The organism is Leucobacter sp. wl10 (assembly GCF_003569785.1).
In the GTDB taxonomy this organism is placed as follows: domain Bacteria; phylum Actinomycetota; class Actinomycetes; order Actinomycetales; family Microbacteriaceae; genus Leucobacter.
Genome location: NZ_KZ983987.1, coordinates 381084 through 393437 on the forward strand (window position 1 = coordinate 381084; position 12354 = coordinate 393437).

Annotated in this window: 11 protein-coding genes; 6 read left to right on the forward strand and 5 right to left on the reverse strand. The window is 72.9% G+C overall.

Annotated elements, in window-relative coordinates:
• The first annotated feature begins 311 nt into the window (after nucleotides 1–311).
• Together D1J51_RS01790 and D1J51_RS01795 are read left to right on the forward strand one after the other, a co-directional pair.
• Nucleotides 312–4247 carry a Pls/PosA family non-ribosomal peptide synthetase gene (locus D1J51_RS01790; RefSeq protein ID WP_119073561.1) on the forward strand — a complete coding sequence of 1312 codons (3936 nt, stop codon included), beginning with the start codon at nucleotides 312–314 and terminating at the stop codon, nucleotides 4245–4247.
• 8 nt (nucleotides 4248–4255) lie between these two features.
• Nucleotides 4256–5551 (forward strand): M1 family metallopeptidase, encoded by a 1296-nt coding sequence (locus D1J51_RS01795; RefSeq protein WP_240422759.1) that lies wholly within the window; start codon nucleotides 4256–4258, stop codon nucleotides 5549–5551.
• Here D1J51_RS01795 and D1J51_RS01800 read toward each other — a convergent pair.
• From D1J51_RS01800 to D1J51_RS01820, 5 genes are all read right to left on the reverse strand, one after another.
• Nucleotides 5548–6264 (reverse strand): hypothetical protein, encoded by a 717-nt coding sequence (locus D1J51_RS01800; protein WP_162903609.1) that lies wholly within the window; start codon nucleotides 6262–6264, stop codon nucleotides 5548–5550. The genes D1J51_RS01795 and D1J51_RS01800 overlap by 4 nt on opposite strands.
• A gap of 18 nt (nucleotides 6265–6282) precedes the next feature.
• Complete coding sequence (locus D1J51_RS01805; protein ID WP_119073442.1) at nucleotides 6283–7467, reverse strand: MarP family serine protease; 1185 nt, start codon at nucleotides 7465–7467, stop codon at nucleotides 6283–6285.
• 58 nt (nucleotides 7468–7525) lie between these two features.
• On the reverse strand, nucleotides 7526–7954 hold the full coding sequence (locus tag D1J51_RS01810; RefSeq protein WP_119073443.1) for a hypothetical protein: 429 nt from the start codon (nucleotides 7952–7954) through the stop codon (nucleotides 7526–7528).
• A 35-nt stretch (nucleotides 7955–7989) separates the two neighbouring features.
• Nucleotides 7990–8307 carry a DUF7882 family protein gene (locus tag D1J51_RS01815; RefSeq protein WP_119073444.1) on the reverse strand — a complete coding sequence of 106 codons (318 nt, stop codon included), beginning with the start codon at nucleotides 8305–8307 and terminating at the stop codon, nucleotides 7990–7992.
• A 173-nt stretch (nucleotides 8308–8480) separates the two neighbouring features.
• Entirely contained in the window at nucleotides 8481–9125 is a 645-nt protein-coding gene (locus D1J51_RS01820) for a response regulator transcription factor (protein WP_240422761.1), read from the reverse strand.
• A 28-nt stretch (nucleotides 9126–9153) separates the two neighbouring features.
• Between D1J51_RS01820 and D1J51_RS01825 the strand changes: the two genes are divergently transcribed.
• From D1J51_RS01825 to priA, 4 genes are read left to right on the forward strand one after another with little or no spacing between them, the layout of a single operon-like run.
• On the forward strand, nucleotides 9154–10242 hold the full coding sequence (locus D1J51_RS01825; RefSeq protein WP_119073445.1) for a histidinol-phosphate transaminase: 1089 nt from the start codon (nucleotides 9154–9156) through the stop codon (nucleotides 10240–10242).
• Nucleotides 10239–10847, forward strand: a complete 609-nt coding sequence (gene hisB / locus D1J51_RS01830) for an imidazoleglycerol-phosphate dehydratase HisB (RefSeq protein WP_119073446.1) — start codon at nucleotides 10239–10241, stop codon at nucleotides 10845–10847. The genes D1J51_RS01825 and hisB overlap by 4 nt, the downstream gene beginning before the upstream one ends.
• On the forward strand, nucleotides 10844–11572 hold the full coding sequence (hisH, locus tag D1J51_RS01835; RefSeq protein ID WP_119073447.1) for an imidazole glycerol phosphate synthase subunit HisH: 729 nt from the start codon (nucleotides 10844–10846) through the stop codon (nucleotides 11570–11572). The genes hisB and hisH overlap by 4 nt, the downstream gene beginning before the upstream one ends.
• Nucleotides 11573–11603: 31 nt before the next feature.
• A complete protein-coding gene (gene priA, locus D1J51_RS01840; protein WP_119073448.1) occupies nucleotides 11604–12350 on the forward strand; it encodes a bifunctional 1-(5-phosphoribosyl)-5-((5-phosphoribosylamino)methylideneamino)imidazole-4-carboxamide isomerase/phosphoribosylanthranilate isomerase PriA in 747 nt (248 codons plus the stop codon).
• Nucleotides 12351–12354 lie beyond the last annotated feature (4 nt).

The following is a 12354-nucleotide window of genomic DNA, read 5'->3' on the forward strand; positions in this document are numbered from 1 at the left end:
GAGGTGAACAGCTCGTGCACGCGTGAAGAACTCTGCGTTTCTCAGGTCGGTCGGCGGTTTCGCGATGAGATATTCGAAGGGATCCTGACCCGCCTCTCGAAAGAGCACCACCGCAATTGAATACGACGCCGTCGAGTGACCGCGCGCCCGGCACCGGGCCGCAGGACGCCGCAGTCCCAGTCCCAGCCCCAGCGCCGCCTCCCTCTCTTCGCGAGCCCTCGCAGGCGGGTGCTCCCGCGCACGACCAGACTCCCGCGCACGACCAGACTCCCCTCACCCGAGGCTCGAGCGCCGCCCCCGAGCGCACGCTCATCGATATTCTCCGAGCGACCGCGGCGAGGCACCCCGACGCCTCCGCCATCGACGACGGCTCGGGGGCGCTCAGCTACACCGAGCTTCTCGCGGCAGTGGAGGCCGGGGCCGCAGAACTGCGCGAGGCCGGCGTGCGCCGAGGCGACCGGGTGGGGGTGCGCATCGATTCGGGGTCGCAGCGTCTGTATATCGCCATCCTCGCGATCATCCGCGCGGGTGCGGCCTACGTACCCGTCGACGCCGACGACACCAACGAGCGCGCGCGCCTCGTGTTCGGGGAGGCCCGCGTACGAGGGATCATGGGCAACGGCGGGTACGCGCCGCGGGACGCCGTGGATGACGAGCCGGCCCCGGCTCGCACGAGCGGCGATCGCGCGGTCGCCGACGCGCAGGAGCCGGGTCCCGGTGACGACGCGTGGATCATCTTCACCTCGGGGTCGACGGGCGTGCCCAAGGGGGTCGCGGTGACGCACCGCTCCGCCGCTGCCTTCGTCGACGCCGAGGCAAAGCTCTTCCTGCGCGACGATCCGCTTTCGCCGGGGGATCGCGTGCTCGCCGGGCTCTCGGTCGCGTTCGACGCGTCGTGCGAGGAGATGTGGCTCGCGTGGCGCCATGGCGCCTGCCTGGTGCCGGCGCCGCGGGCGCTGGTGAGGTCCGGTGAGGATCTCGCCCAGTGGTTGGTGCGCCAGGGGATCACCGTGGTCTCGACCGTGCCCACGCTCGCCGCCATGTGGCCGGCTGAAGCTATCGAGAACGTCCGCCTGCTCATCTTCGGCGGCGAGGCCTGCCCCCCGGAGCTCGCGGCGCGCCTCGTCGAGGACGGCCGCGAGGTGTGGAACACCTACGGTCCCACGGAGGCGACGGTCGTGTCCTGCGGGTGCCGCCTCGACGGTGCGAGCCCCATCAGCATCGGCCTGCCGCTCGACGGCTGGGACCTCGCGGTGGTCGACCCGCAGGGTCGCCGGGTGGGGCCGGGCGAGCAGGGGGAGCTGATCATCGGCGGTGTCGGCCTGGCCCGCTATCTCGATCCGTCCAAGGACGCCGAGAAGTACGCCCCCATGCCGACTCTCGGCTGGAGCCGGGCGTACCGCTCGGGCGATCTGGTGCGCTATGAGACGACGGGACTCGTCTTCCTCGGCCGCGCCGACGATCAGGTGAAGGTGGGCGGACGCCGGATCGAGCTCGGAGAGGTCGAGAACGCGCTGCAGGAACTGCCGGGCGTCACGGCGGCCGCGGCCGCGGTGCGCGAGAGCGGAGCGGGGGTGCCCGTGCTCGTCGGCTATCTCGTCGTGGAGGGAGGAGACGGCGAGGAGGGGGCGCGCAGCGACGCCGATCGGATCGACCGCGCCCTCGCTCGCGAGCACCTCGCAGCGCGACTCCCGGCCGGCGTGATGCCGCTGCTGGCCGTGGTCGATGCGCTGCCGGTGCGCACCTCCGGCAAGGTCGACCGCGCTGCCCTGCCGTGGCCGCTGCCCGCCGGAGCATCCGGGTCGGCGGAGCCGATGGGCGGGGGCAGCAACGGGTTGCGCACCGATGCCGAGCGCTGGCTGGCCGATCAGTGGCAGGCCGTGCTGGGCGTTCCGGTGCCGGACGCCGCGGCCGACTTCTTCGACCTCGGCGGCGGTTCTCTCGCGGCGGCTCAGCTTGTCTCGCGCATCCGCGCCCGGGTGCCCGAGTTCACCGTCGCCGACATCTACGATGTCCCCCGCCTCGCTGCCATGGCGAAGGCGGTCGTCGCGACCGACTCGGCGCAGGATCCCGCCAGCTTTCACCAGCCGAGCCCCACCCCGAGGCGCACGCAGTGGGCGCAGACCCTGGCGGGCGTGCCGCTGTTCGTCGCGAGCGGGGTGCGCTGGCTCGTGTACCTGCTCACGGCCGGGACGATCCTGCGCGCCGCCGATCCGGCAGCGTTCGCGGTGCTCCCCTCGGTGCCGTGGTGGAGTCTGCTCATCGCGATCCTCCTCGTCTCGACGCCGTTCGGACGCATGGGCGGCGCCGCGCTCGTGGCGCGCCTGCTGCTGCGCGGGCTCCGGCCCGGGGACTATCCCCGCGGCGGCGTCACGCACATGCGGCTGTGGCTCGCCGAGCAGTTCGCCGCCCAGATCGATGCGGTGGGTCTCGCAGGCGCGCCCTGGGTGACGCTCTACGCCCGCGCGCTGGGGGCGAAGATCGGCGGCGGCGTCAGCCTCCACACGCTGCCGCCCATCACCGGCATGCTCGAACTCGGCCGACGCAGCGCCGTCGAGCCCGAGGTCGACCTGACCGGCTACTGGATCGACGGCGACCTGCTGCGGGTGGGCGCCGTGCGCATCGGCGACGACGTCACGGTGGGCGCTCGCAGCACGCTCGCGCCCGGAACGCGCATCGACGACGGCGCCGAGATCGCGCCCGGTTCGGCGGTGTTCGGCCGGGTGAAAGCGCGGCAGCGCTGGGCGGGGTCGCCGGCGGTGCGCGTCGGAGCCGCGGGCGCGCAGCGCGGCGGCGCCCCGGACTGGCCCGAGGAGGCGCCCCGGCAACGCGCGGTGTGGCTGCTCGCCTACGGCGTGTCCTCGGTCGGGCTTGCGCTGCTGCCCTTCGTCGCGTTCGCAGCGGGCGGCGCGATCGTCGCGCTCGGGATCCGCGACGCCGAAGACCCCGCGCGGGCGTTCCTCGGGGCGCTCGCCTGGCTGGTGCCGGCGGTGCTCTCCGCCGGCCTCGTCTACGCCGGCGCGGTCGTCGTGCTCGTGCGGCTGCTCTCGGCGGGGCTCCGGGAGGGCACCTTCCCCGTTCACAGCCGTGTCGGCTGGCAGGTGTGGACCACCGAGCGGCTGCTCGACGCGACCCGCACCTTCCTCTTCCCGCTCTACTCGAGCCTGTTCACCCCCGTATGGCTCAGACTGCTCGGGGCGCGCGTCGGCCGGAACGTCGAGGCCTCGACCGTGCTGCTGCTGCCCAAGATGACGAGGATCGACGACGGCGCATTCCTCGCCGACGACACCATGGTGGCCTCCTACGAGCTGCACCGCGGCTGGTTGCGCATCGCCCGCGTGCGCATCGGCAAGCGGGCGTTCCTCGGCAATTCGGGGATGGCGGGACCCGGCAACCGGGTGCCGAAGCACTCGCTCGTGGCCGTGCTCTCGGTCGCGCCGCAGAAGGCGAAGGCCGGATCCTCGTGGCTCGGCTCGCCCCCGGCGAGACTGCGCCGGGTCGAGCAGGGCGGGGAGGACGAGCGCACCTACCACCCGCGCGCGGGGCTGCGGGTGGCCCGGGCCCTGTGGGAGCTGTGCCGCATCGTCCCGGTGCTCGCGACCTGCGCGCTCGGGGTCGCGGTGCTGCTGACCTTCGCGTGGCTGTGGGGGATCGTGGGGCCTCTCTGGACGCTCCTGCTCTCGGGGATCGTGATGCTCGCCGCCGGCGCGGTCGCGGCGGCCGTGACGAGTATCGCGAAGTGGGTGATCGTGGGACCGATCCGGGCCGGCGAGCAGCCGCTGTGGTCGAGCTTCGTGTGGCGGACCGAGGTGAGCGACACTTTCACCGAGATGCTCGCCGCGCCCTGGTTCGCGCGATCCGCCTCGGGAACGCCCGCGCTGGCCGTCTGGCTGAGATCCCTCGGGGCGAAGATCGGGCACGGCGTCTGGTGCGAGTCCTACTGGCTTCCCGAGCCCGACCTCGTCACCCTCGGCGACGGATCCACCGTGAATCGGGGTTGCGTCGTGCAGACGCACCTGTTCCATGATCGAATCATGAGCATGGATGCCGTCGAACTCGAGGCCGGGGCCACGCTCGGCCCGCACAGCGTGATCCTGCCCGCCGCGACCATCGGCGCGCACGCGACCGTGGGCCCCGCTTCGCTCGTCATGCGCGGTGAGAGCGTGCCGGTCGGGTCGCGCTGGAGCGGCAACCCCATCGGCCCGTGGCGGGCGGTCAAGGTGCGCGCATACCAGTCGACGAGGTGAGCCGCGCGGTGGATTCCTACACTCCCCGCAGCGGCGACCCCCGGTACGCCGTCGAACGCTACCGGCTCGACCTCGACTACAGGCCCCGCGTCAACCGGCTGGCGGGGCGCGCGAGACTGGACGCCCGCGTGCTCGAGCCCACGAGGGAGTTGCGACTCGACCTCGTCGGCCTGCGCGCGTCGAAAGTGCGCGTGGACGGGCGCGTCCACGCGCAGGTCAAGCACGACTCGCACGGGCTCCGGCTGCGGTTCGGACGCGAGCTCGTCGCGGGGGAGCGCCTCGAACTCGCGATCGACTACGCCGGTCGGCCGGGGCCCCGGCGCTCCCGCTGGGGGCGCATCGGCTGGGAGGAGCTCGAGAACGGCTCCCTCGTCGCGTCGCAGCCCACCGGCGCGCCCACCTGGTACCCGTGCAACGATCGCCTCGACGATCGTGCGAGCTACGAGATCGACATCGCCACCGACGCCGGGTTCTTCGCCGCTGCCACGGGCGCGCCCGGCGCCGTGCGCACGCGAGGCGGCCGCCGCGTCCGGTCGTTCTCGATCGGGGTGCCCACGCCGAGCTATCTCGTCGCGCTCCACGTGGGCGAGTACGCGGCGTACGATTTCGGCCGGGATGCGCGCGGTCGTCTCGTCACCTCGCCCGGGCAGGCGAGGCTCGTGCGTGCGGCGTTCGCACCGGTGCCGCGCATGATGCGGGTCTACGAGGACTGGTTCGGGCCCTACCCCCAAGAGGATCTCACGATCGTGGTGGCGCCCGAGAAGCTCGAGATCCCCCTCGAGGCCCAGGGCATGGCCACGTTCGGCATCAACCACACGGCGGCCTCGGAGCAGCGGCTCATCGCGCACGAGCTCGCCCACCAGTGGTTCGGCAACAGCGTCGGGATCGCCCGGTGGCGAGACATCTGGTTGAACGAGGGTTTCGCCTGCTACGCGGAGTGGATCTGGTCCGAGGCGTCCGGCGGCCCGTCCATCGCGTCGCTCGCCGAGACCCATCACGCGGAACTGCGTCGCTTGCCGCAGGACCTGCTGCTCGCCGACCCCGGTCCGGCCGATATGTTCGACGACCGGGTCTACAAGCGGGGCGCGTTGCTGCTCGAGGCGCTGCGCCGCACGATGGGCCCGACGGCCTTCCGGGTGCTGCTGCACGACTGGGCGGTGTCCCGGCGGCACCGGCTCGTCCTCCCCGCGGAGTTCGTCTCCCTCGCCGAGGGGCTGAGCCCCTCGCCGCTCGACGCGCTGTGGACGGCGTGGCTCGAGGCGCCCGGGCTTCCCGAGCTGCCCGTCCTGCCTCCCGGTGCCTAGCGGCGGCCCGGTGCGCGTCGAGCGGGGGTCAGTGCGACGCTGAGCACCGCCGTGGCGGAGAGCGCGGGGAACTCGAGGTCGAAGATCCGCTGTTCCGGACCGGTCTCCGCCGCGGAGTCGGGACCGGCGCCCGGCAGCCCCGAGCCGCGCGCCTTCGAGACGGCCTCGAGCCGGGTCCACTCCCGGATCCCCGTTGCCGTGCCGAGCGCCTCGGCGACCGCGCGCCGCGCGCCGTCGGTGTCCAGCTCGGCGTCGACCCCGAAGGCGGTGGCGCCGGGCGGTGCGATCCCGACCACCGCGATCCCGTCCTCAGCGGCCGCGGCGCCGGGGAACCCGTCGCCGGAAGGGACCGGGTGCGCGTAGCTGACGCTCACCAGCGGAACCTCGACGCCGCGCACCGCCCCGACGACCCGCAGCGGACCGTGCGCCGAGCTGCCGCAGGCGCCGCATTGCTGCTGCAGCGCGAAGGCCGGGCCGATCCGCTCCTCGAGCAGCGTCCGGAGCAGGGCGCGCGACACCGCGCGGCGCTCCCGCGCTCTCGAGCCGTCGCCGCGATCGCGCCCCGCCGGCTCAGCGGCCGTTCGGAGGGTCGCGGGGGGCGCCGAGCGAGCCGGGACCGCCGCCCACGCGAGCGTCACGCCGTGCGGGGCGGGGAGACGCGCGAACGGGGCGTGCGCGCGGCCGGTGCCGCGCCGCTGCTCGAGGTGTCCCACGCCGGGCATGCTACCGGCTCACCCGATGCAGGGCCCCGACGAGACGGCCTCCGCGTTCGCGTCGAGGGTCGCGAGCACGGGCAGCAGCTCGCCGACCGTCATGGCGTACCCGATGTCGGCGCGCGCGGCGTCGCGGGCGAACACGACCCCCGCGACCGCACCTGACTCCGTGAGCAGCGGGCCGCCCGAGTTGCCGGGCTGCACCGCGGCCGCGAGCCGGTACACGGCACGCGGAGCGGCAGCGCCCCCGTAGATGTCGGCGATCTCCGAGGTGCCGGTCGACAGGACGCCCGCCGGCACGGTGCGGAAGGGGCCGCCGTACGGGTAGCCCTGCACCGCTCCGCTGCTGCCGGGCGCCAGCGAGTCGGCGATCGGCAGGGCCGGGGCCTCGACGTCGGCGGCGATGACGGCGAGGTCGTCGACCGGGTCGAAGTACACGATCCTGCCGTCACGGGCCGGTTCTCCCGGCAGCTCGACGAGCGGGGTCTCGATCCCGGCGACCACGTGGGCGTTCGTGACGATGCGATCCTCCGCGGCGACGAAGCCGGTGCCGGTGGGAACCGTGCCGCACCCGTAGGCGATGCCGGAGACCCGGGCCACGGACTCTGCGGCGGCGGCGAGGGCCGGGTCGCCCGTGTCGACCTCCGACGGATCGGGCGACGCGGTGACGGCGTTCTCGGCGATGAGGCCGTCGACCGTGGGCAGCACGGTGTCGCCGAGCACCGCCGAGTGGAGTCGCGCCATCGCGGCCACCAGGGGATCGGGGGTGAAGCGATCGATGATCCGCAGCACCGAGGAGGACGCCGCCGCGGAGGAGATTCCCGGAATGCCGGAAGAGGCGACGCCCGCCCCGATGAGCGACACCGAGGTGACGGCGGCCAGGAGACCGAGCGCGCCGCCGAGCAACCGTTCGAGCGGGCGCAGGCGCATGCGATCCGCGCCGCGGCGCAACAGCGATCCGATGCTCGAGCCGATCGCGGCTCCGACGGCGAGCAGCAGGAGCGCCGAGCCGATCACGGCGACGCTGCGCCACCCGCCCTCGGGGATCTGCCGGGCGATCAACGGCAGCGCCCAGGGAGAGACCGCGGCCGCCGCGATGAGGCCGCAGATCATCCCGAGCGCGGAGAACAGGCCGGCGCGGAAGCCCGCTCCCGCGGCGACGAGCAGCAGGATCACGATCACCACGTCGGCCACCGGGAGCATGATTCACCTTACGGCGAGACCGCTGAGCGGGGGCTGTGCCCGCGCGGATCCGGCGGGGTCAGAGGAACGCCGGAATCCACGACGCGACGAGACCGATCAGCCCGGCCGCCATCAGCGCCCAGCCCGCCGCGAGGCAGACCCTTGCGGTCGCCGGCGGCTCGACGAACCGGAGGCGATCCGGCCGGCGGCTGCTCGCGTACCCTCGATGCCAGCCCTCGCCGAGGTGCGCCTCGCCCCGCCGGAGACGGCGCTCCCGGAAGTCGCCGCCCGCGAACCACCGGGCCCGAAGCGCATCGCCCGCGCGCACGACCGCGATCTCGACGGGTTCCCACGTGCCGTCGGAGAAGCGGAGCGTCCAGCCCGACAGGAGAAGCGGTACGCCCGCACCGAAGCCGATCCAGGAGACGATCTCTCCGATGAGGGCCAGCACGTCGAGCGGGGTCACGGCCTCATCGTAGTCGTTGCGGACGCCGCCCGCCTCAGGCACGCGGGGAGCGGACGCGCCGTCGACGAGCGGGGCCGCTAGCGGACGCCGCCCCCGCCTGCTGCGCGCTCCGGGATGACCACCAGCCCCCGGTTGGTGTGGGACATCTTCAGCATGGCCTCGATCCACTCCTTCGACAGGGGTGCCCGGCCGGTCTCCGGGAGGCGGAAGGAGATCGGGATGTCCGGCGAGATCCAGAGCGAGACCGAGCCGGTGGCGCCGGGGCCGGACGGCGCCCACGTGAGAAAGAACGACTCCTTCCTGCGGAGCTTCGCGGAGACCACGAAGCGCACGTGCTCGAGCGTTCGGTCCTCGAACTCGAACCCCCGCGTCTTCCCGTAGATGAGAGTTCCCAAGCACGCGCCTTTTGATGAGGAGCAGCGCGAACTCGAGAGGGGCGCCGCGCGCTCCTCCTCGCCCGCGCGCCGAACCGAGTGGACCGGACAGGGTCGGCCCTGCCGAAGCCGACTGTAGCAATGGAGCCCCCCACCCCGAGGGGTGTACTTTTCGGAGTGCGTCTGCCCTAGAATCACTCGGATTTCGGGAGCAGCATGCCGTGCTCGATGCCCCAGCGCACGGCCTGGGAGCGGCGCTCGACGCCCATCTTGCGGTACGCCGAACGGATGTAGGACTTGAGCGAGTTGAGCGTGATGTAGCTGCGATCGGCGATCTCCGGGTTGGTGAGGCCCTGCGTGATCAGCGCGATCACCTCCGCTTCGCGTGCGCTGAGGCCCTCCCGCTGTCCCGGCCACGCGCCCGAGTGCGGCTCAGGCTCATCGGCGGGGCGACTCCGAACCCTCGGGGCGATGATCTCCCCTCCGCCGATCCGCTCGAGGTTGTCGACGAGCTCGGCGGCGCTCAGCGACTTCTCGAGGTACCCTCGGCACCCCTTGTCGAGCGCCTTGTCGACGAGGGTCCCCTGCGTGTTCCACGAGTACACCACGATCGCGCCGGCCGTGGGATCGGCGATGACCCTGTCGATCTCGTCCTGGTCGGCCTGGGCCTGGCCGAAGGTGTCGTAGAGCGTGAGATCGACCTGGCGATCAGCGGAGTCGTCCACGTCGATCTCGACGACGCGCACGCGCTCCGAGAAGGGCTCCAGCATGGCCCGGAGCCCCTCGAGGACGAGCTGGTAGTCGTTGATCAGGCGGACGCGCAGCGGCTGACTCTTCACGGTCTCAGTATCGCAATAGACTGTCCTGGTGACCACCCTGAGCGATCTGCCCCTCCGCGCGAACCTCGTCGGCAAACGGCCGTACGGGGCTCCTCAGGATGTCGTGCCGGTGCGTCTCAACGTCAACGAGAACACGCACCCGATCCCCGAGAGCGTGGTCGCGGACATCGTCGACTCGCTCGAGCGCGCGGTGCGGGGCGCCAACCGGTACCCCGACCGCGATTTCGCCGAACTGCGCGCCGCGCTCGCCGGCTACCTCGGCCACGGGCTCGCGCCCGAGCAGCTCTGGGCCGCCAACGGATCGAACGAGGTGCTGCAGCAGGTGCTGCAGGCCTTCGGGGGCCCGGGGCGCTCGCTGCTGAGCTTCACCCCCACCTACTCGATGTACCCGCTGCTCGCGTCGGGCACGGACACCGGGTGGATCGAGGTGCCCCGCCCCGACGACTACGCGCTCACGCCGGAGCTCGTCGTGGCCGCGCTGCGCGAGCACCGGCCCGACGTCGCGATCCTGTGCGGTCCCAACAACCCGACCGGCACGCCGCTCGACCGCGAGGCGGTCCTCGCCGCCTACGACGCCTTCGACGGCATCCTCATCGTCGACGAGGCCTACCAGGAGTTCGACGCCGAGCGCGAGAGCGCCGTGGCGCTGCTCGCCGGGCGCCACCGCCTGCTGGTGTCGCGCACGATGAGCAAGGCCTTCGCCTTCGCCGGCGTGCGCCTCGGATACCTCGCGGCCGATCCCGCCGTGATCGACGCCCTGCGCCTCGTGCGGCTGCCGTACCACCTCTCGGCGCTCACCCAGGCGGCGGCGACGGCCGCGATCCGGCACTCGGAGACGATGCTCGCCACGGTCGCAGACATCCGGGCCCAGCGGGATCGCCTCGCCGAGGCGCTCGCGGGGCTGGGATACGAGGTGCACCCCTCGGGCGCGAATTTCCTGCTGGTCGGAGGCTTCGCCGACCCCGCCGCCGTGTTCGAGGCCCTGCGCGCGCAGGGCATCCTCGTGCGCAACCTCGGGATCCCCGGCCACCTGCGCATCACCGCGGGAACGGAGGCGGAGACGACCGCCGTCGTCGAGGCGATCGCGGCGCTCACCCCGGTAGAATCGAGCACATGACCGCTTCCGCACGCACCGCCTCGCTCGAACGCGCCACGAGCGAGTCGCAGATCGGCCTGAGCCTCGATCTCGACGGCACGGGCGCCTCCGACATCGACACCGGGGTGCCCTTCTTCGATCACATGCTCACGGCGTTCGCGCGGCACTCGCTCACCGACCTCACGGTGCGCGCCCGGGGCGACGTCCACATCGACGTGCACCACACGGTCGAGGACACGGGGATCCTGCTGGGCCAGGCGATTCTCGAGGCGCTCGGCGACAAGAGCGGCATCTCCCGGTACGGCGACGCGCTCGTGCCGCTCGACGAGGCGCTCGCGCAGGCCGTCGTCGACGTCTCCGGCCGGCCGTACCTCGTGCACTCCGGCGAGCCCGCGGGCTACGAGTTCCACCTCATCGGCGGGCACTTCACCGGCTCCATGGTGCGGCACTTCTTCGAGGCGCTCACGCTCAACGCGCGCCTCACCGTGCACCTCAGGCTCATCGAGGGCCGGGATCCGCACCACATCGCCGAGGCCGAGTTCAAGGCGTTCGCGCGCGCGTTCCGCCGGGCGAAGGCGAAGGATCCGCTCGTCGCGGGCGTGCCCTCGACCAAGGGAGCGCTGTGACCGCGAAGCGGGTCGTCGCTCTCGACGGTGCCGGGCGGGCCAAGCCCCGCGTCGCGGTGCTCGACTACGGGTCGGGCAACGTGCACTCCGCCGTGAAGGCGCTGGCGCAGGCGGGCGCCGAGGTCGATCTGACGCGGGATCCTGAGGCCGTCGCCGCGGCCGACGGACTGCTCGTGCCCGGCGTGGGAGCCTTCGACGCCGTGATGCGGCAGCTGCGCGCGGTGCGCGGCGACGAGCTGATCGATCGCCGGCTCGCGGGCGGGCGCCCCGTACTCGGCATCTGCGTCGGCGAGCAGGTGATGTTCGAGCGCGGCGTGGAGCGCGGCGTCGAGACCGCGGGGCTCGGCCAGTGGCCCGGCACGGTGCGCGAGCTTCGCGCCCCCGTGCTGCCGCACATGGGCTGGAACACCGTCGAGGCGCCGGAGGGGTCGCTGCTCTTCCGCGGCATAGCCGACGAGCGCTTCTACTTCGTGCACAGCTACGCCGCCACCAAGTGGACGCTCGAGGGGCGCGGCGGCCGATCGGACGCAGACGCGGAGCGCTTCCGCTCGGGTGCCGCCGCCATCGCACCGGGGGCCGCTCGCCCCCTCGTCACCTGGGCCGAGCACGGCGAGCGCTTCGTCGCCGCCGTCGAGAACGGCCCGCTGAGCGCCACCCAGTTCCACCCCGAGAAATCGGGCGACGCGGGCATCCAGCTGCTGCGCAACTGGATCTCCGCACTCTGAACCTCCGACCCCACCAAGGAGACATTCCCTCATGAGCGAGCTCGCGCACGGCCCCAAACTGCAGCTGCTGCCGGCCATCGACATGGTCGACGGCAAAGCCGTTCGCCTCACCCAGGGCGAGGCGGGCACCGAGACCAGCTACGGCAGTCCGGTGGACGCCGCGCTCGACTGGATCGCGCAGGGCGCCGAGTGGATCCACCTCGTCGACCTCGACGCGGCCTTCGGCAGGGGCAGCAACGTCGCGGTGGCGCGCAAGATCGTCAAGCGCGCCGGAGACGTGAACATCGAGTTCTCCGGAGGCATCCGCGACGACGCGAGCCTCGAGGCCGCTCTCGAGATGGGCGCCCGCCGAGTCAATCTCGGCACGGCGGCGCTCGAGAACCCCGAGTGGACCCGAGCGGTGATCGCCCGCTACGGCGAGCAGATCGCCGTCGGCCTGGACGTGCGCGGCGAAACCCTCGCCGCCCGCGGGTGGACCGAGGAGGGCGGCAACATCTGGGAGGTGCTCGAGCGCCTCGAGGACGCGAACTGCCCGCGCTACGTGGTCACCGATGTGACGAAGGACGGCACGCTGCGGGGCCCCAACATCGAGCTGCTCAGGGGCGTGTGCGCCCGCACGACCCGGCCCGTCGTCGCGTCGGGCGGCGTGTCGAGCCTCGACGACCTGGCCGCTCTGCGGGAGATCGTGCCGCTCGGCGTCGAGGGCGCGATCGTGGGCAAGGCGCTCTACGACGGCGCGTTCACCCTGCCCGCCGCCCTCGACGTGGCGGGGCGCTGACCAG